Here is a 21,330-nt window from a genome sequence, read left to right as displayed (position 1 = left end):
TAAACTCAATTTTCAAAAATTAAATGCTGCGTGGGCTGCCCTTCGATAGTATAGGTCACATAAATACTATCTGGATGCAAGGAGCTAGCCGTATAATTAAATCTCATATCAACAGATACCTGCAAGTTTTGTTGTTTCGCTGCAGCCCATTGTGTTTCCATGGCAAACCAAGCTCCACCGGATCGATTCTGATAGCGTAGCTGCGGAAACATATTGATGAGTGCCCCTGAGCCATTAAACTGGGCACCTATACCATGCCCCCCATCAACTTCTACCCCAGGATTTCCCCTTTCACGAGCAATATCTTGCTGATGTTGGCTTCGCTCAGCGAGAGTATAGTTCAAGTCTTCGGCAACAATCCTAAAAGTTCGTCCAAAGGCATCTGTCATGTAAATATATTGATTATCCACAAAGATAGTTTTATTTGGCGCAGGGACATTTAATGGGTTACGGCGTCCACCTTTTCCTCCGTTACTATCTAGCGCAATATCAAAAGGTATTGCGCCCGATTCTGGGAATGCAACTTTCTCAGGATCGGAAGTACTGTACATTACAGTATCTAACGGATTCTGATCAGGTATCAAGGTTTCTGTTTGAGTAGGCAGCACCCCGTCATAAGCAGGATTATCTAAAGTGCCATGAATACCTTCATCATCCAGAATTTCTCGAATGAGGGAGATTATCTGATCCATTTCCGGAACAGGGTGCGCTAATGTCGTCGGACCATTCTCTACGATGGGAATACCACCTGGAGTTAATTTTGTCTGCTCCTCAACAACCCTCATACTAGGATGGGCCATTACTCCATCTCGAATGACTTTAATATTTCTACCTATCAACTCCTCATAATACTGCACATGGCTCGGTCGGTTATCATTATTGATTTCCTGCTGTCTCAGCTCCTCATTTTCTAATAACTCACGAATACCATTTCTAATTTGGAGTTCTGCTGCATCTTCCAAATATATTTGATCAGCTTCCGGGAGTTCAGATAGCTGTAACTGCTCTGAATCCTGATCCCCTCCCAAAGTAAACGACGTATAAGAAACCGGTATTTCAATTAATAATACGGCCAGGTAAGCTTCAACATTAAACTCCGGATCCATTATTACCTGCTCAGATATAGCAGCCAAAGTATTGTATAAACCACCATACTTCGTTGCCTCATCTCGCCAAAACGTATCACTAAATAGGTCTAAAGTTTCCCCATTGCCAATCCTAAGAATCTTATTCATTGCGGAGCTATAGATTTCATCAGCCAGCAATAAACTAGGGCTTACTGCCATTTGATTAGTTCTATGCACCGTATTAAAAGAGCCATAAGGATTGACTCCAAATGTTGCATTATATTTTGCCGCTGTTTCTGCACTTCTTGCAGCAATATCTACATCAGCATTTACAGCAAATGCAGTGAATGCGGCAGCGAGCCGCCCCATGTCAACGCCACGCTGTAGAAAATCTTTAATGGCTGCATCAAACTCCTGGAAGGTGTAGCTATCATATGAACCTAGAGTTTTTTCTGCCCAAGCAGCAATATCATTTTCTAATTCTTCTCTATATGCCTGACCTATTAGCTCACCTATTACTGCACCCCCTGCCCCAGATACACAAGCATTACCATCATCAACTTCTGTCAGAGACGCCGTTAATTCTCCAGTAAAACAGCCAACTGCCGCATGAGCAATATATTGCCCTGCTGTAGTTATTTCTGCAGGTTCAGCCTTGGCAGCTTCTCCTATTTTCGTAGATAGATTTCTACCTATAGTATTAATAGTATTTTGGGCCAAGGCTGCCATAAAGAGATCTGTGAGCTCATCACTATCATAGCCATAAGCCAAACCCTGAATACCTGTGCTTACTGTCGCATGGGTCACCGCTTGAAAAGCTTGCGCAGTATAAGACATCTTTGAAGCTTCTTGCGCAAGATCAAATGCATTAGCAGCCAGATCATTAGCTACAGCTTCAGATAACCCTTCTGATAGGGCCGCAGACTTAACTGCTTCAGCTTCCATATATGCATTAGTATCTCCCCCAAAAAGTGCGGCATCAACTTTATTAAGGGCACCAGCTGTAGCAGCTGCTACAGCGATTGATTTAATACCGTCTTTACTAAGTACTGCCTCAAAACCAGCTTTGTAGACCTCCTCAAAACTACCTCCATTAACAGTGGCATTTGCTGAAGCAATTGTTGCTGTGTTTATCATTGTGGTGAAGGCTGCATTCATAGCCGCACCTGATGCAGTTGCACCTGTAGTACCAATTATTGCTGCACCAGCGCCAGAAGTAACAACTGCAACAACAATAGTAATAATTGCCATGGCTGCAGCATTCAGCGAAGTGTTCGACTCATCCCATTGCTCATATGCCAAGTCAATAGCTTGCCAATCAGCATCAGGGAAGTTTTGACGCACATCCGCCATCCACTCCATGCCTTCAAAGTTGGATAGCTCTGCAATCTGCTCATCAAGGGAAAGGTCAGGATTGCCTTCATACTCGATTGTAAGACCCTGCAAAGCCTGAACAGCAAATCCACCCACGATTGTGTTTTGCACACTTTCTTCAATTACGTGGCCTTTATTTTTCGTGGTTACTGTAAACAAGCCTTTCTTAACCGAGCTATAGGTATAGTGATCCGTTTCAGTAGTCGTCAATAAATTAACTTTACCATTCGAAGCATTTACCGTGGTCCCCGCAATGCTTGTAATATCCACAGCTTTGAGCGTTATATCACCAAACTCAGTATGGAGCCGGATATTTTTACCAGCATCAAGAAGAGATCGGATCGCTACAGTTTGATAAACAGACTCCTCGATCTTTGTCTTACCAAACTTACCCTTTTTGTAAGATTGGGTTGATTCAAGTTCATCTTCGATCGTAATACCAAGTGCAGCGAGCAGCTCAATATGTCCTCGATCGCTCACAATCTCTGCAGCATCCAGATAAATCTGACCTCCAGCGATTAACCGAATAGTCTCGCCGGCAGTAAGCTTGGACTGTAAATAGCTTACACCTGATCTTTGTACATACCAGCCACCTTGCTTACCCTCAAAGCTAGAGGTAATGTTCTCCGTACCTATATAGATATTGCCATTTGCAGCAAATGTCAGTTCGTCACCCGCTGATACAGTGACTCCCTGCAGAACGATGTCACTGCCACTACGCACCACTAAATGACCATCAGCTGAAATAGTGGTTACTTCTCCAAAGAAGCCACCCGTTTCATTACCAAAATCATAGCGATGTACTAACGTCCTAGCCTCAAGACTCCCTGCATCGATTGTTAAATTGCCACATGCATCAACTTGACTTGATAGTAAACGAAGTGATCCACCTACTACTATATTCAGCTCGCAGCCACTAACACTGCTATTTTGGGCGACAAAATCACCAGCTACATTTAGGAATGCTTCACGGCCAAGCTTGATATCAACATCCTGAATATTGATACGACTAAAACTAACATTACTATTAAAGCCGACGCTATGATCAGTCACTCGTCGTTCAGCAATTGTTTGCTCCGTCAAATAAACAACAGGGACAATTACTGTTTCTCCGTGGATAACCCGGCGCTCAGGCCAAACCATATCGTAAGGGCTATTTTCGCGATCAAATTTACTTTCCGAAATTGGATCACCGTAAATCTCTGTCGTGCTCGCTAACTTCGCGTAGAGAAACGCATTGTCATACAATGTCTTTAACTGGCTGGTTTCATCCTTGAAGTAGGCGCTATCAGAGTCAATTAAATGCCTACCCAGAAGCTCTTGTATTTGATCTCTAACATATCGTGACTGTACAAAGCTGTCCCCTACCAACTTTGGGTTATCATAAATTGGGAGGATCGTAGTGATATCTCCCACCCCAATAGGTACATAGGTAGGCGACCCTAAGGATTCAATATGTTCATCCCGTAATCTTTTATAAATGTCCTGGATGTTGGAATATCCATCTTGAACGGATGTATCAATATAAGGCGCCGCCGTATATTGATAGCTTCCACTAGTAGTAGAAAACTCAATTTCCGCAATGGAATCCAGAACTTGCTGAATTTGCCCTGATGACAACGCTGCCGCATAAGCCGGTAGCATTGTCTGAAACAGGAAACAGAAAGCGACCAAGTGGGTAAAGAAGCGCATCCCTATTCTCTTTTTACAACTGGTGACAGTGGAATTATCTTGACTCATTATCTTCACCTACTTCTTAACTCCACCAATCAAATTCAGAAACAAATTCAGAAATAGTACTCTTAATTGAGTTGTACATATCTTTCATTATTTCAAACAAAGAGAAGGTTTCACTTTCAGTATTATTTCTTTCACCACTCGGGATAGTAATTGGTATACAACTACTGGTGCTGCAACTTGATTCCGTTGATTCGTAATACCAATCATGTATCCAGAATAGTTCAAGTGTATCTTCAAACATCTGTATATCAGTTGTAAATGATTGATCAGTTATGTAGCCACCACCAATAACTGGAACTCTTCCATCAACAACAGGCCCCCAAGCCAGTGGTGACTTATAGTAATATTCATCCTCCCACCATTCAGGCGCATGACTTTCAAATAAATCGGCGATTGCCACCTCTTGAAACCCATCAAAAGTATTGTGAGTTATACTTTCAAACTCGCCACTACCTTTAACATTCCCATGCACAAAAAATAGTGAGTCAGCATCTTTAGGTTCAGCAACAACAATTTCATTGCCAGACATTACCGGTACATAATCATCACTACCGAAGCACGGAACAAAGACTGTTCCCGGACCTCTTGAATCTTCGCACAAATAAACCTTTGTCGTGGCAGTCTCTTTGCTAATTGCTTTATGCGAGATACCATAATCATGAACGACAGGTGTATCAAATAGTGCTTGCCCATAAACCTCTAAATAAGCAGCGTTATTCACCAACCCTGCTGTAGCATAGGTTTCTAAATCACCAAGTGATACTATGATCCCTGGTGGGGAATATGTATACGCCCTGGTTTCATAGGTTTCAATATTTTCTGTAGTATTACCATCCAAGATAGTGTAATAAGTCTGATCTAAAAGGGTTAAGTTTCTATATCGCTCATTAACAATATATTTACCTTCTAATTTAAGAGTTCCACTACCCTTATTTAGTCGCAATACCGCTGATGAGTTTAACAGGTAATTCTGGGCTTGAATTTCTATACCATTTTCACCTGAAATAGTGGTCTGATTTACCAGGTTTCTCAGGAGAACAGTGGTCTTATCGTCAGAAACTTTCTCCCAGTAGGGATTAATATTTTCGACCCCCTTCGCTTTAATCCGAACATATTCACCAATAATATGAGCGGATGTATCTGAAGGCTGTGAAAAATTACTCGTCGTGCTTACATTTATCCCAGATCGATAATAGGTGCCAAATTCAGAGGTTTCCGGCTTCTCTAAAGTTAAATCGCCAGCATAAAATGTTAGCAAGTCATCTACGGAAGATTCATTTGGCAGATAAGGAGTGCGAGAGCCATTTCTTACAAAACCGTTTTGAGATTGTACGTCTACAACTCCTCCGGTAATTTTACCTCCAAACTGATTGTAGACATTATTGTCTGCCCACGCCGATAAAGTACTTCCCCCTTCCAGCAGGCCGAAATTCACAATTTCATCGGAGGCAACCTTAAGCGTATGTGCAAAAATTTCAGATTTGTTTTCAAGTCGTCCATTTGCAATTGCCGTTACGCCCTTACCCTCAATATTCACATTTGAGGAAGGAAACAATAGGGAACCATTGGACTTGATAGTAATATCACCATTACTGGTCATATCTTCCGTAACAGTCGTGTCACATACCCCAAAAGTTTGTACCTCTACAGACTCTCCAGAGAGCACAACCTGATTCTGGTAACGTACTGATGATAAGAAATCAGAGGTGGTATCAATCTCAGTATCAAGTGTTAAACAATTTGCGGTAGTGAGCTTGACAGCCGCAGCCCTAATTGATCCTTCCAGCGTCTGGGATACCGCCCCAGATTTCGGAATAATATTTTCTATCTTTTGTAAATCATAATTCCAGCTTATGTCGCCAGCCATGGCATTTACCAGACCTGTTCCCAGTAGGTAGTTGCCATTTTCATCAGGAACGAGGCCGTTACTATCTTTACTGGCCGGCTGGTGAATATCTAGGGCTCCACTAATGAATAGCTCATCGGATAGGGTTTCTACCAACAATGCTCCGGGAGCGCTCATCCCTGAAAGACTGATGGAACCACTGGTGGCTGTTAGCTCGCCAATATCTGCAACATTATCACTAATTGTCTTTGACGGCTGAGCAGCAGCCATTGTGATTCGTGGGATATTACTAAAACTACAGTTTAGACAGTTAATACTACCGTTTTCATCCTTGGATAAAAACAACACATCTGCTGGTGCCCCCATTACTTCTACGAGGCCGCTTAGGCTTATACGATCAGCGATAATTACAATTAAGGAAGCCGCCTCAACAGGCGTAGAATCCTCTAGCAACCCGGGAATGTTTAATAATTGCAGTGGCTGACCGGATACAGAGAAGGTGTTAAATTGATTCCAAGAAATTCCATTAGAATTAGCAGGCCTGACACGTAGTGTATCAACACTCTCATTATCAACTAATGAAATTTCACTAGAGTGAATACTGCTAGGTGTAATAGTGGACGCACTTGAATATGCACCACCACCAAATAGGGCGAGCCCCATTAGCATAGTTTGAACTAAATAGTTTGAATTGAGCTTCATGTAATCCCCAATAATGAATGCTAAATCTTTCTTTAGTAGCTGCTACTTTTCAGCCCCAAATAACCTTTGATACCGTACGGTTTAACTCTCTATATCGTTTAGCTTCTAACAAACAAAATTTTTCAGCCGCCCCGACAGTATTGGACAATTACTTAGCACTTATTAAGCCCAGTATAATAATTAACCAGCAACTTAAAAATTGACGCGGCATCCTAACAAAAATTAACCTTTAAAACCACAGGAAACGAAAAAAATATAGTAGCGGAAACAGCACATATTCATTATGGTGTTACTATCTGGCTACACCGCAGAAGTTGCTATTCAGCAGCCACCACAATCCCCTGAAGAGCTCTTTTTAGGTGGAAAAGTAGACTACCACCTCGAAAAACACAAAAAGTACTCTTAGTGCCTACCGCAAATTAACAATGATGAAACTGCTGAGCCTACAACCTCCATTCCGACTAACAACAGTGCAATGATGGAATAACGTAGCACTCACTCTCTCATACCCCAGAAAATACTGAGTGAATTAGTCTATGAAGTGCGCAATGCCGATTCGGGAAAAAGCGTGTATTTATTGGTGGCGAGGAGACTTGCAGTGAAGTTGTTTCAACTTGTGCAGTAAAAGTCTTTTATCAACTAGTAAAAAGACCGAAGTCTCGTAACCACAACAGCCTAACCTTAAGAAAGCGTATATTTGAGAATGAAAATCATGGCAGTGTTATAAACCCAGAGCACAACAAAGAAATAGAAAGATTATTTAGGCCCAAAGTATCGCCTAGAAAATATTCTTTCCTGCAAACTTATCTTACCCTCTAGTAATACACGAACTAAATAAGCAATCCAAAAGGCTACCTTACAGGATTACAAACACAAGTATACAACCCTCTCCAGAATTTATAAGACCTTGAAATAACTATAAAACAGAGTATATTTCGCAGACTTTCAAATTCAAGCAAGGACTTCAAAGCATGAGAGTAATAATAACCCTTTTTATTTGCTTACTACCGATGTTTACCCAGGCCGGCGTGCAATCTGAATCAGATAATAAACTCTACATTAAAATGATTGAAAGTGCATGGGGTAAAAATGGCATCGTGATAAAGTTCGACAGAGAAATAACTTACGATGGAACAAATCCAGGCTGCGAATGGGGCTGGAGTGTTTTTGTTAGCAAAGATAACAATGCGATGATGGACCATATATTATCTATCGCACTAGCTGCACAAATGGCCCAAAAGCCCGTCAAGGTTTACGTAGAAGATACTTGTAGCACCTCTCGTGCGGAGCTAATCTCCCTTCAAATCTGGAATGAAGAGTAATATGTTCCCCAGCCTCCGAAATGGAGGCTGGAATTAAAATAAATGACGCTTTTAGAAAAGCTAAATGGCGGCAGGCCTCTCCTACCAACTCAAAACTTCCCAAAAAATATTTACCAACGCCAAATCGAAAATATCATAAAAATCACTGGCATCTAAAAGGCACTAAAGGCCCTTCAAAAATTGACGTAACGATAAATATCACCACCACTAAGCCCACCCCTAAAATAGAAAATTTATCAGCCTTAAAAATACAAACACATACACCATCAAGCCAGAAAAATTAACTTGACAACCCATACCTAACAAATAATATAGACATCAATTTGTAAGGATCTTAAAATTGTGAAGGCAAAAACATGAAAATTATACTCTATGCAACACTTAAAACAACAAAGCCTGCATAGAGTATCAATTAATCTCGAAATAATTTAACCGCTTTACCAATTTTTCGGTACTGCTCTTCTACTTCTGGTACATAACGCGGCCCATAAAGAGTCCCTTTACTTGCATACACTTCAGGCCAAGCAAATGGATAAATGGCGATCACATCTTCATTCCTTACAGCATGATCATAAGCTTGCTGAGCTCTTGTTATCAATTGCTCTTCCGTAAGATAGCCATAAGTTGTGTTGTCAGTCATAAATGCACGAGGGATTATGTAAAATTTAGCATCTTGCAAAGCGCCCGTATGTTCCCTTACTTTCTCTACATTTTCTCTCAAAAGGTCAGTCATTCCGCCCTGAAAGTTGACGCCTTTATACTTATCCACCCCAAACAAATTGTAATTAATAGGCATATATTCACTATACTCACTAAACTCCCAAACCTGATTGATAGGATCCCAACCTACAATACGCTGCCAAAACAATATCTCTTCAACACTTTTCTCTGTAAAAGTTAAAGCTCTATATGCATCGGGAAAGTCCCGCATCAAAATAAGACCAATTTCATCCAAATATTCTTTAACCTCTCCATAGCTCATACTTGACCGATTGAAGGGTTCATCCAGAGGATCTAATGCATAGATAATATCTTCGTATGGCTTTAATTTTTCTTTGGCACTCTCCCACAGCTCAAGGTAATCTTCCTGCCTAGTATGACCTGAACTCGTATTAAAAAAGATAGGCCCTAACTCCACCCACACTTTAACCCCATGTCTTTTGGCCTCGGCTAACTTCTCATCCACATTACTCCAATGGAGGTTAATGAACGTAGAAAAAGGAGCAACCTCAGAAATATAATCGACGTACTTACCTGAGTGATAAAAACCAAATGCCTCTATATGATCAGGCACAACATTTCCGGGCGGAATAATTATTGGAGTAGCAATTTCTCCATGCAATATAAGCAATTCAGGCTCTTTCAAGTCAGCCGCGGCCGTCATCTCTTCTTGAGCCGACACAGCACCACCTATCAAAGCAAGCAACAGGCTCCCAACAAAAGGTAGTTTCTTAATACTCTTCAACATAAACTTCCCAATCCCAAACCGTACAAATTTTATTCTCACATCGACAAAGTGACGCTCACCAAGGAGAAAGTTACTAATATTTCGTTAACTCTATTAGGCCAACACCGCTCTAAAAGAGGTCACCCCAAAATAGTACGACAAAACAAAAAGCTACCGCAAATCATTTTAAAATAAATCTTTCGACACACGTTCAACAGCCCCACCTACACCTCTATTTGGTAGAGATTAAAAGCTGTATTTACTTAGAAGTTTGCAGTCATACTTTTTTAGCAGGTAAAACATAAAACAAACGTTCCATCTATAAATTACAAAGAGCCCAAACGAAAACATCTCACACAACATAAAACTTTAACTTTAGCCTCAGGAATTTTTAAAAATAAACCTGCTAAAAATTTACTCAGGATTAGCACACCCTTACTCAAGCATTCCTCAGATATTAAAATGTATCTCATTTATATTAGCCGTATATATTTATTCTCTAGATCTAGAATCAAACACCTACCCAAGACCGCCTTTACTTCAGCGCCTTACTGAGATATACATCTCACAACACCCACAACCTGGCACCTGCATACCAAGTATGACCTAATGCTCCGGTTAAAAGCATATGACTCAAATCGCAACTTCGCATAATACAAAAATATACAGATTTAAAATTTGCTATTTATAGAACTTTCTATATCCTTCAGAAGCTATGATAACAACACTTCAAATTGGAGGCTTCCATGAAACTCAAATTTCTGATTGCATTAATTGTGATGACCTTATCAAAAGGCGCCTTCGCTGCGGGCATGTCTGACGATGCCACTATTAACAAGGTAGGCTGCCACATGAATAACGCTACCTGCTATGTCTACCTGGATCAAAAAGTTGGCCCAGATAGCTGCAGCAGCAATTCGATACGCTGGAGTAAAGATGCCAAAAATGGCCAAGAAACTTTAAGCTTATTAACCGCGGCATTTTTTGCCGGAAAAAAAGCTAGTTTTTATGTTTTAGATACATGTTATGAAGATGGCATTTACCCGACCTTTGGGTATTTCAACGTAAACAATAATTAAACACCCCCAAAATTCCTCAGGTTCCAACTCATCTTGGCTAGCCAGTTATTCGATGTTTTTTAGTTAGATGGCTAGTCAAAACCTCCATAGTACCACCATAAATATTTAAGAAAATTTTACAGCTTTTACCCACCGCAATACTATTAGAAGAGAAGAGGCAACAAATACGCCCAAATTGACGATTGACCACACTTTAGCCCATCAAGCATTTTTCCCGGAGTAGCCAGAAATCGGGAGCCGCCCAACATCCAGACAAAGAATAAATATTCCAAAACGCAAATTCCAGCAGCCTCCAAAGTTGCAATACTCTCTAGTTTCTCAGAGGCCTTCATTAGAACAGTCGATGTCGGAAAACCAACAACCACATTAGGTAGAAACAAACCCAGTAAAACTGGCCATCCTATAACCAACCACCGGTCAAAATAGCACTGTTCGTAGCTATCATTTACATCTTCGTTATTAATCTTTACTACTTCACTCCCACCACGAAGCCCCAGCAAAGGGTCTACTTCAACCTATTGTTTTATCTGTATGACTAATTAATAAATATAATAAGGGAAGAGCGGGAACCAATTCCCGCTCTAAAGCTAAGCTTTTCTCAAACGGCGTAAATGCTCTTCATGAGTCTTACGCATATTAATAACATAAGTGCGACTTAACCGATCATGCAATAATTTATTAACCAGGAAGAAGTTGATAATCCATGCAAAAAGCCCAAATGCACTAGTGAAAGCAAAGCTCACAGTTCTCCAAAGCCCTCGCAAGTATCCAATCCGCCCAAATTTTTGACTGGTTACTCGATAGCCCATTATATACTTGCCAGGTGTTGCCTGAAGTTTGGAACACTCGAACAACCAAGCAAATAACAGGTAGGCTCCAAAACAAAAAGGTATGACTTTTGCGGCTGCTACAGCTTCCGGCAATCCAAAGATTTTCATCATCGCCGCAGTTGCAAGAGAGCCTACGGCCATATAAGTCATAACCAAGTCTAAAAAGAATGCAACGCCTCTAGGTACAACATCACCAAAAAAGTACTTTTCATAGCGCTCTTCAAATTCAGCCTCACTTTGTGCCTCTACCTTGCCCCCGCCACGAAGCCCTTGCAAAGGATCAATACGGGACTCATGAACTTCCAAGCTATTAAATATGCTATTGCACAACTTTTCGTCAAGCGCTTGGTAGAGGTAAGACGCATTCCCTCGCCAATCGAACAATTGATCACAGTATTGCAGGATGTTCGGCGTTACTTGTCGGCGAAACCTTGCGGATTTCCCCCTCTACAGCATTTTGATTAAATTGGGCAAAGCGTTCAAATACAGAAAGGCCTAAGTTCCAATTATACTCCTCATCCAGCATATAGGGACTCTTGGTGAGAAAGCCCCAACTTTTCTCCAAGCTCATTTCCAAGTGATTATTGAGCATCTCATCAACTTGCTTAAGCACCCGCCGAAATTCTTCAATACGCAAATCTCTAGCTGGGTCTTGCGCTTCCCGAGATTCACTTGTCTGCGTATCAGGGGATACACCTTCGCTCTGTTCCAAGGGGTCAGAAACGCCCTCTTGCTTCGCTGGGTGTTCTTCAGCTGCGAGCGGAGTTAACACTTCATCAGTGGAAGGCCGCACTTCTGTTTCCTGCGCCCCTTCTAATACAGCTACCCTTTCACTGTTAACCTTCTCATGGCTTGTGCTTCCTGCCTGCCCTAGTGAAGGAGTTTCCAAGGAGGCTTCCGCATGCCCGGCAGTCTCCTCTTGCAATTGCTCAGCCAGTTTCAATGCTTGCTTATAAGCTGTATGAAGTGCCTGGAATTCTTCCGGCTTTTCATCAGGGCGGGTTTGCTTTAGTTTTTTTGCATAAGCGCGCTTAATCGCCCGAGCATCAGTGATGGGGTTAATTTCAAGAATGGCCCAGGGATTCATCAAATCCAATCCTCGCCATCCAACCGATCCAGAATTTCACTAACCTCAGTTCGAGCCTTAATAATTTCTGTAGGGTTTTGCCTTTCTAGGACGCTATCAAAGGATGACAGTAATTTGGCAATATACTCACGCTGCTCGCCCAGACTGGATTCATACAAGCGCTCACCACGAGCAATGATTGCCTGGTTTTTTTCATCTTCACGGGGGTGGAATTTCAGTTTTGCCAGCTTTTGCAGGGCTTCAGCCTTTTGTACATCGGAGAGAGCTCCCGGCGTAAACTCAATTAACTTGTTGAAGGTTTTACCCGTGGAGACCACAGTCACATCCACTTCTAAAAGTCCATTCATATCGTAGGTGTAGCGAATATCTGCCGCCTCTTCCCCTTTAGGCTTTTTCGGCACAGGAACCGTCATCTCACCCAGGTACACATTTTTAGATACCAGACGATTCTCTCCTTGGTATACGTCTACACAAAGTTGGGTTTGATCATCCCGAGCAGTCCACACTCTCCTTACAACACTGACTGGTACAACCGTGTTGCGCTCGATAATAGGCATGAAGTAGGCACCGAGCTGCGGATTATCTTCATTGATAACCCCAGTTCCCAAGGTGTAAGGGCATACATCAGTCAGGACAATATCATCCAGTGCTGAGTTCTTTTCTTTTAAGCCAGCCTGAATAGCTGCTCCCATCGCAACGACAGTGTCCGGGTCCAAATGGCAGGCTGGCAGACGGCCAAACATTCGACCAACCATAGAACGAAACTGGGCCATGCGCGTCGAACCGCCAACCAATACCACTTCATCAATTTTCTGTGGGGGCAAATCAGCATCGCGCATTGCCCGCTCAATTGGCCGCTTCGCTCTTAACAACAGAGGTGTGCTGAGTTTCTCAAACCACTCTGGAGTCACCTGGAATTGCAGGGAGCGCCCATCAAGTTGTAATTCAAGTTTTTGCTCAGGTTGCTGGCTAACTCGACGTTTGGCGCTTTCCATTTGCATATATAAGTTTTGCAAATCGCGAGGGCTTAAGGCTTCTTTCTTAATATCAAACTCAGCCAGGACATCATCGATCATTGCCTCAACGAAATCTTCTCCACCGAGGAAGTTATCTCCGGCACTGGCATGAACTTCCATAATGCCATCGAAAAATTCCAGAATGGAAACATCGAAGGTGCCACCCCCAAGATCTAAAATAAGGAAGTTTCCTTCGCGCTTATCGTGTAAACCATAAGCAATGGCAGCCGAAGTTGGCTCGTTAATAAGGCGCTCTACTTTTAATCCCGCAAGTTCTCCTGCCAACTTGGTGGCATGGCGCTGATTATCATTAAAATAAGCTGGGACACTGATTACCGCCTCGGTTACCTCTTCACCAAGAAAAGTTTCAGCATCTTCTTTGAGCGCACGTAAAATTAACGAGGAGAGTTCTGTTGCACTAAATTTCTGTTTCCCCAGGGAAACTTTGTGGTCAGTGCCCATCAAGCGCTTAAACGCAGCCACAGTGGTACTACTGTGGTTAATAAGACGTTCTTTAGCCGTTTTGCCGACTAGCAGTGTGCCAGAATCATCAAGCCCCACAACTGACGGGGTCAAAATTTCACCCAAACGATTGGGAATTAGTTTTACCCCGTCATCAGTCAGTACCCCGCAAGCACTATTAGTGGTTCCCAAGTCGATACCAATAATGGCCATATTTCCCCTACCTACCCTTGGATTCGAATTGCAAAAACGATCGAATCTATAAAATTTTTAAGACAATATTTTTAGCTATATTTATGGCGCAATATTCTAAGCGGCCTTGACCACAAATTGCCAGATAAGACACCGCTATAAAACAATATCAGGGGACAGGTACTCACAAAGTGAGGCGTGATTAAGCGGTTAGCTGTGGCCCAAAGGGCTGGGCCACGAAAAGATAAATATAATAATTAGGGGGCGCGACGTTCTATATTCCAGTTTTCATTTTCTTCACGGCGATAAATAAAACGATCGTGCAATCTATTTTCACCCCCTGCCAAAACTCAACAGCATTGGGCACCACACAGTAACCGCCCCAAAATTCTGGCAACGGAATTGTTTTACCGGCAAAGCGAGCCTTCTCTTTATCAAACTGCTGCTCCAGTTCCTCCCTGGACGAAAGCGGCCGGCTCTGGTGCGAAGCCCACGCGGCCAACTGGCTATCCAGGGGGCGCGACTGGAAATAGGTCTCTGCCTGCTCGCGGGAAACAGGTTCCACCTTCCCATAAACAATCACCTGCCGCTCGAGACGGCACCAGGGAAACAACAGCGACACCTGAGGGTTAACGGCCATATCTCGGGCCTTGTCACTCTGTAAATTGGTATAGAAAACGAAACCCTTCTCATCGAAGCCTTTCAGCAAAACAATCCGCTGCGAGGGGTGCCCGTCCGCGTTAGTGGTGGCAAGACACATGGCGCTGGCATCAACTAATTCTGCTTCAACAGCTTCTGCAAGCCACTTGCGAAACTGCTCCACGGGGGTCGGCTTCAATTCAGAGCGCCTTAAACCACCCATTTGGTATTCCCGACGCCATTGATCGATTTCCATGGTGATACTTCCTCGGTTGTTCTAGCTCAAAGTTTATTCAGCGAAGTGCCGGAAGGCTATTGTGCGGCAGCCACCTCGTCAAATTCCGCAAAATCTACTGACAGGTAAAGTAACCCAAGCGTACAAAGTTTCCTGCCGCAGTGCTGGGTGAATCTCAATTTTCCTGCGATATTGCCTGTGAAGGTGCAGACTCTGCGGGTGCTTGCACGGCTTTTGGTGGGCCGCTAGGCTCACTGCATTTTTACACGAATAAGGAAAATGGTGCTTATGTCCTCTGCGCCCACATGCGCCCAGGTGCTAATGCGCCTGCTGCGCGAATACCAGGTAGAAAAAGTTTTCGGGATTCCCGGCGTACATACCATTGAACTGTATCGCGGCCTCCCCGGTAGCGACTTGATGCATATCACGCCAAGGCATGAGCAGGGCGCCGCCTTTATGGCAGACGGTTATGCCCGCGCCAGCGGCAAGCCCGGTGTCTGTTTCCTGATCACTGGGCCGGGGCTGACCAACGCAGCCACTGCGATGGCGCAAGCTTACTCAGACTCAATTCCTATGCTGGTTATTTCCGCCGTCAATCGCCGAGAAGACCTTGGCATGGGCCGTGGGCGCCTGCATGAGCTACCCCGCCAAAGCGATGCCAGTCGAGGCTTCTGTATCTGGCAGCACACCCTGACTCAGGCAGAACAATTACCGGAAGTGATGGCACGGGCATTCCAGCTATTGCTGTCCAGCCGCCCCGGCCCTGTCCATATCGAAATCCCTATCGATTTATTCCCGGCGCCTATGTCCGGCAATCTGGACGACTATCGCGCGGCTCCCAGTGCCATGGTACCGGCAGCCAACGCGACAGCTATCGCGACCGCAACCCAGTGGCTGCAAGCTGCCGAACGCCCGGTGATTCTGCTGGGCGGTGGCGCGCAATCTGCTGGAGAGGCGGCAACACAGGTATCAGAAAAAATTGCAGCTCCAGTCTTCCTGTCTCTGGCCGCCAAAGGCGTTGTCGATGAAAGACACCCTCTGTGTGGCGGAGCCAATCTCAGTTTCGACTGCGTGCGTGAGCGAGTAGAAGCTGCCGATGTGGTCTTGGCCGTTGGCACAGAGCTTTCGGAAACCGATCGCAATCTAGTAAGAGAGGATTACGCTTTCTCCGGCAAACTAATTCGTATCGACATTGATCCGGCTCAACTGGTATGCAATGCCCAGCCGGACCTGGCCATTTGCGCGGATGCAGCAGAAAGCCTTCAGCAATTAAGTGAAGCCCTGGTTCAGTGCGAGGAGAGCTCAAAACTGCGCGCAGAAAAGGAAGTTTCACAATTAATCAGTAACTGCCGCAAAGAGTGGTGGGAAGGTTCTGAGGAGCGTTTCCCTTGGGTTGAAGCTCTGCGCGAAGCCCTGCCCAATGAGGGAATTCTGGTTACCGACTCCACACAACTGGCCTATAACACTAACCACGCCTTGCCGCTGTACCACCCTCGCAGCCATATTACCTGTACCACCGGTTACGGCACGCTGGGCTTTGCCCTGCCCGCCTCGATCGGAGCCAAGTTATCCAGCGAGCGGGATGTAGTTGCCTTGATCGGCGATGGCGGCCTGATGTTTACTCTCGGTGAGCTGGCCGTTGCAGTAGAACAGCAACTGCCCCTGCCAATACTGGTTTGGAATAACAGCGGGTATGGAGAGATTCGCGACTTTATGGATGCTGCAGAAGTACCTCAAGAAGGTGTTAATCTTCGCACTCCAGATTTTGTCGCACTGGCAAAATCTTTTGGCGCTGAAGGTTGTCGCATCGACAAACCACAGCAATTAGCTATGGCAGTCGCAGAAGCCCTGCAACGCAAAACACCAACAATTATCGAAATCACCGCCCCTTGAACTGGCGCGAAGCAAACGGAAGCGTGACATGACAGATTTCAGCAAGCTGCATACCGACAAACTGTTTATCAATGGTGAGTGGCGCGAGCCCCTCGGCACCAGTTCCCATCCTGTGATCAACCCCGCCACTGAAGAAATGATTTGCCAGGTGGTGGAAGGCTCTGCTGAGGATGTGGATATTGCCGTTGCCGCTGCCCGCAGCGCCTTTCGCAAGTGGCGCCATACCAGCGCAGATCAGCGCTCAGCCCTGCTAAATGCCATTGCTGACGGTATGGAAGAGCGCAAGGAAGACTTGATCCAGGCGATCTCACAAACCCTGGGTTGCCCCGCCCATATCACCCGTTGGTTGCATGTGGATGGCCCTATCTACGCCATGCGTTACTACGCCGGTCGCACCTCCATAATGGAAGAGACCGAAAAGGCGGCCCACTCGGTATTAATCCGGGAGCCGATTGGCGTGTGTGGCTTTATTACCCCCTGGAATTACCCTCTGCACCAATTTGTCGGCAAAGTAGCGCCAGCCCTCGCAGCGGGCTGCACCATGATTACCAAGCCTTCGGAAACCACTCCGCTGCAGGATTTCGTCATGGCGGAGATTATCCAAGCAGCCGGTGTGCCTGCGGGCGTATTTAACCTGATCCCCGGTGCTGGCTCGGTCGTCGGCGCAGAGCTGTCATCCCACCCGGGAATCGATATGGTGTCCTTTACCGGCTCCACCCGTGCAGGCGTTGAAGTTGCCAAGGCTGCAGCGCCCACAGTTAAAAGGGTAACCCAGGAGCTGGGTGGCAAATCGCCTCTGATTATCACCCCGGACGCGGATCTCAAAGCAGCGGTTCGCTGGGGCTGCGAAGATGTATTTATTAACAGCGGCCAAACCTGTACCGCACTCACCCGTATGCTGGTTCCCGCTGAGCACTATGAAGAGGCGGTGGAAGTTGCCAAGCAGGTGGCTGAAGAAGTAGCCATGGGCACCGATGCCAATGCCTTTATGGGCCCCCTATCTTCCGCTCGCCAACTGGAAATCGTGCGCGGTTACATCAAGAAAGGTATCGAGGAAGGTGCCCGCCTTGTGACTGGCGGCCTCGATTTACCCACCGAGCTGGATAAAGGCTTCTATGTGAAACCCACGGTATTTGCCGACGTTCACAACGATATGGCCATAGCCCGGGAAGAAATCTTTGGCCCGGTGACCTGCCTGATTCCCTACAAAGATATGGATGAAGCCGTCGCCATTGCCAATGACACCGAATACGGTCTGTCCAGTGGCGTATGGGCTAAAGACGCCGAAAGCGCCATGCCTATCGTTCGTCGCATTGAAGCGGGCCTTTGCTTTGTCAACGGCGGTGAGTTTAACTACGACGCCCCCTTCGGCGGCTACAAGCGCTCCGGCAACGGACGCGAGTTTGGTGAGGCCGGTCTCGGTGAGTTTATCGAACTGAAATCCGTGCAGCTTCCCGCATAAACTTCTGCACCGCCCTCTAATGGGGGCGGTACTGTTGACTGCTAATCCCCTCCCCGTTATCTTTGCTCGCACATCACGAGAGTGGCTGACGCCAACGCCAACCTGCCGACCGGGGCAAGGTGGTTCTCTCTCTGCGGCACACAAGGCCTGCGGGGAGGATGGGGCTCTACCAGAGCAAACCAACCGGATTAGCGAACATCACTTCGCCGCTTCCACGTCAGTCCTCCATAGTTTTACCATTGGAGGGACCATGTCCGAATCACCGTTTTCCAGTAAAGACATTATCGAAATTCAAATCGCCAGCCAAAGAAGCCACACGGCAGTACGCGCGGTGAGAAGAGGTGATCGTCAGTTGTTGTGGCAACTACTGTTCGACACTGCCGAAGAGGCATTAAAATTTGCCACCAGTTGCCGCGCCAGTGAGCACCCTATTTCGGCCCATGAGGCCTGCGAACTGGCGGGATAAAGTAGAACCAACAGGCGCCGCGAGCTCGCGCCCGTTACCCTGTGCCAAGAGCACCCGACAGGAGCTAAAAACAATACCATGTCAAAGCCAGAACAATTCTTTGAGCACCTGCGCAGCGAACTCAAACAGATCGATGCAGACGGCCTGTACAAACGCGAGCGGATTATTACCTCCCAGCAGGCCGCTGAGATCCAGGTGAACAACGACACCCAGGTACTGAATTTTTGTGCGAACAACTACCTGGGCCTGGCTAACCACCCGGACCTGATTGAAGCGGCCAAAGAGGGGCTCGAACAGTACGGCTTCGGCATGGCATCGGTGCGTTTTATCTGCGGCACCCAGGACATTCACAAAGCGCTGGAATCGCGCCTGTCTGAGTTCCTGCAAACCGAAGACACCATCCTTTATACCTCCTGCTTCGACGCCAATGGCGGCCTGTTTGAAACTCTGCTGGGCCCGGAAGATGCCATCATCTCCGATTCCCTCAACCACGCTTCTATCATCGACGGCGTGCGCCTGTGTAAAGCCAAACGCTACCGTTACGCCAACAACGATATGGCGGAACTGGAGAAGCAACTGCAGGCCGCAGACGCCGCTGGCGCCAAGACCAAGCTGATCGCCACCGACGGCGTTTTCTCTATGGACGGAGTTATCGCCAACCTCAAAGCCGTTTGCGATTTGGCCGACCAGTACAATGCCCTGGTAATGGTGGACGACTCCCACGCAGTGGGCTTCCTCGGAGACCACGGCCGTGGCACCCATGAATACTGCGATGTGATTGAGCGCGTCGATATTATTACCGGCACCCTGGGCAAGGCCTTGGGCGGCGCTTCCGGCGGCTTTACTTCCGGCCGCAAGGAAATTATCGATATGCTGCGCCAGCGTTCGCGCCCCTATCTGTTCTCCAACTCCGTGGCCCCGGCAATCGTCACCGCCTCCCTGAAAGTGTTGGATATGCTGACTGAAGGCGGCGAGCTGCGTGAACAACTACGTGACAACTCCGCTTACTTCCGCAAGCGTATGTCTGAAGCCGGCTTTACCCTGGCCGGAGCCGACCACCCGATCATCCCGGTGATGATCGGCGATGCTGCCCTGGCGCAGAAAATGGCTGACAAGATGCTGGAGCGCGGTATCTACGTAGTGGGCTTCTTCTATCCGGTAGTGCCCAAGGGTCAAGCCCGCATCCGCACCCAGATGTCCGCCGCCCACACCCGCGAGCAGCTCGACCAGTGTATCGATGCCTTCATTGAAGTTGGCCGTGAACTGAATATTATCTAAACCAAACAGCGGTGCTGATACGGTAATTCTCACAAGGAATTCACCGGAGCGGCGCCGCGCCCTGCCATTTGTAGTTTTAAAAACAATGAAAGCACTATCCAAGCTGAAATCTGAAGTGGGAATCTGGCTCACCGATGTGGAAACCCCCACACCGGGTCACAACGACCTGCTGATCAAGATTCACAAAACCGCGATTTGCGGTACCGACATGCATATCTACAACTGGGATGAATGGTCTCAAAAGACTATTCCTGTCCCTATGGTGGTAGGCCACGAATATGTGGGTGAAGTTGTCGGTATGGGGCAGGAAGTTGCAGGTTTCCAGGTGGGCGACCGTGTTTCCGGTGAAGGCCATATTACCTGCGGCCACTGCCGCAACTGTCGCGCCGGCCGCCGCCACTTGTGCCGCAACACTTACGGTGTCGGTGTAGACCGCCCCGGAGCTTTTGCCGAGTATCTGGTAATCCCCGCGCTCAATGCCTTCAAGATCCCGGATAACATTTCTGACGATCTCGCCTCTATTTTCGATCCCCTCGGTAATGCGGTACACACGGCCCTGTCTTTCGACCTGGTGGGCGAAGATGTACTGATTACCGGCGCCGGCCCTATCGGTATTATGGCCGCAGCAGTCGCCAAACATGTTGGCGCACGCCATGTAGTTATCACCGATATCAATGAATACCGCCTGGACCTGGCACGCAAGATGGGCGCCACCCGCGCCGTAAACGTTGCCAAGGAAAACCTCAGCGATGTGATGAACGAGCTGGGAATGAGCGAAGGCTTTGATGTTGGCCTGGAGATGTCCGGCGTACCCGTCGCCTTCCGCGATATGATCGCGGCGATGAACCACGGGGGCAAAATTGCCATGCTCGGTATCCCTGCAGGTGAAATGGCGATCGACTGGGGGCAGGTTATTTTTAAAGGCCTGATGATCAAAGGTATTTACGGCCGTGAGATGTTTGAGACCTGGTACAAAATGGCCAGCCTGATTCAATCCGGCCTGGATTTAACCCCAATTATTACTCACCAGTTTTCGATCGATGACTTCCAACAAGGCTTCGATACCATGGGATCTGGTGAATCCGGTAAGGTTATCCTGAACTGGAAATAAGTCCCAATGGCTGCGGGATTGCCCGCAGCCATTCTCCCTGCCCTCAATTTACCACTCCCCCTGCCCCCACATATCTTTGCGT

Annotated in this window: 14 protein-coding genes, 1 pseudogene and 1 riboswitch; of the genes and pseudogenes, 8 read left to right on the top strand and 7 right to left on the bottom strand. The window is 46.4% G+C overall.

The features are described 5' to 3' along the window. Positions 1-5: 5 nt before the first annotated feature. On the bottom strand, positions 6-4,181 hold the full coding sequence (locus QT397_10735) for a DNA/RNA non-specific endonuclease (protein WNZ57791.1): 4,176 nt from the start codon (positions 4,179-4,181) through the stop codon (positions 6-8). Between the two features lie 16 nt (positions 4,182-4,197). Beyond that, entirely contained in the window at positions 4,198-6,729 is a 2,532-nt protein-coding gene (locus QT397_10730; protein WNZ57790.1) for a hypothetical protein, read from the bottom strand. A gap of 971 nt (positions 6,730-7,700) precedes the next feature. On the opposite strand from QT397_10730, the gene QT397_10725 reads away from it, so the two are divergent. Together QT397_10725 and QT397_10720 are read left to right on the top strand one after the other, a co-directional pair. Continuing rightward, on the top strand, positions 7,701-8,051 hold the full coding sequence (locus QT397_10725; protein ID WNZ57789.1) for a hypothetical protein: 351 nt from the start codon (positions 7,701-7,703) through the stop codon (positions 8,049-8,051). Positions 8,052-8,071: 20 nt separating this feature from the next. Next, entirely contained in the window at positions 8,072-8,335 is a 264-nt protein-coding gene (locus QT397_10720) for a hypothetical protein (GenBank protein ID WNZ57788.1), read from the top strand. Between the two features lie 128 nt (positions 8,336-8,463). Here QT397_10720 and QT397_10715 read toward each other — a convergent pair whose 3' ends face one another. Then, positions 8,464-9,519: a hypothetical protein gene (locus tag QT397_10715; protein WNZ57787.1), complete on the bottom strand. Its 1,056-nt coding sequence runs from the start codon at positions 9,517-9,519 to the stop codon at positions 8,464-8,466. 725 nt (positions 9,520-10,244) lie between these two features. On the opposite strand from QT397_10715, the gene QT397_10710 reads away from it, so the two are divergent. Beyond that, positions 10,245-10,577: a hypothetical protein gene (locus tag QT397_10710; protein ID WNZ57786.1), complete on the top strand. Its 333-nt coding sequence runs from the start codon at positions 10,245-10,247 to the stop codon at positions 10,575-10,577. 587 nt (positions 10,578-11,164) lie between these two features. On the opposite strand, the gene QT397_10705 is transcribed toward QT397_10710, so the two are convergent. The 4 genes and pseudogenes from QT397_10705 to pdxH form a co-directional block, all read right to left on the bottom strand. Next, on the bottom strand, positions 11,165-11,713 hold the full coding sequence (locus QT397_10705) for an RDD family protein (GenBank protein WNZ57785.1): 549 nt from the start codon (positions 11,711-11,713) through the stop codon (positions 11,165-11,167). Between the two features lie 82 nt (positions 11,714-11,795). After that, positions 11,796-12,494 (bottom strand): J domain-containing protein, encoded by a 699-nt coding sequence (locus QT397_10700; GenBank protein WNZ57784.1) that lies wholly within the window; start codon positions 12,492-12,494, stop codon positions 11,796-11,798. After that, entirely contained in the window at positions 12,494-14,185 is a 1,692-nt protein-coding gene (locus tag QT397_10695; protein ID WNZ57783.1) for a molecular chaperone HscC, read from the bottom strand. Before QT397_10695 ends, QT397_10700 begins: the two co-directional genes overlap by 1 nt. 236 nt (positions 14,186-14,421) lie before the next feature. Further along, positions 14,422-15,059: pseudogene (pdxH, locus tag QT397_10690) on the bottom strand (pyridoxamine 5'-phosphate oxidase). Between the two features lie 267 nt (positions 15,060-15,326). On the opposite strand from pdxH, the gene QT397_10685 reads away from it, so the two are divergent. From QT397_10685 to tdh, 5 genes are all read left to right on the top strand, one after another. Next, positions 15,327-16,931, top strand: coding sequence for a 5-guanidino-2-oxopentanoate decarboxylase (locus tag QT397_10685; protein ID WNZ57782.1), 1,605 nt, complete (start codon positions 15,327-15,329; stop codon positions 16,929-16,931). A 28-nt stretch (positions 16,932-16,959) separates the two neighbouring features. Further along, positions 16,960-18,393, top strand: a complete 1,434-nt coding sequence (locus QT397_10680; GenBank protein ID WNZ57781.1) for an aldehyde dehydrogenase family protein — start codon at positions 16,960-16,962, stop codon at positions 18,391-18,393. Positions 18,394-18,458: 65 nt separating this feature from the next. Next, positions 18,459-18,585: riboswitch (SAM-I-IV-variant riboswitch) on the top strand. Between the two features lie 58 nt (positions 18,586-18,643). Next, positions 18,644-18,859, top strand: coding sequence for a hypothetical protein (locus tag QT397_10675; GenBank protein WNZ57780.1), 216 nt, complete (start codon positions 18,644-18,646; stop codon positions 18,857-18,859). Positions 18,860-18,937: 78 nt separating this feature from the next. Further along, positions 18,938-20,137, top strand: a complete 1,200-nt coding sequence (locus tag QT397_10670; protein ID WNZ57779.1) for a glycine C-acetyltransferase — start codon at positions 18,938-18,940, stop codon at positions 20,135-20,137. A gap of 85 nt (positions 20,138-20,222) precedes the next feature. After that, positions 20,223-21,248, top strand: coding sequence for an L-threonine 3-dehydrogenase (tdh, locus tag QT397_10665; protein WNZ57778.1), 1,026 nt, complete (start codon positions 20,223-20,225; stop codon positions 21,246-21,248). The last annotated feature ends 82 nt before the right edge of the window (positions 21,249-21,330 follow it).

The organism is Microbulbifer sp. MKSA007, from assembly GCA_032615215.1.
Lineage (GTDB): Bacteria > Pseudomonadota > Gammaproteobacteria > Pseudomonadales > Cellvibrionaceae > Microbulbifer.
The sequence above is the reverse complement of the archived record's forward strand: the minus strand, read 5'-3'. Positions and strand labels throughout refer to the sequence as shown.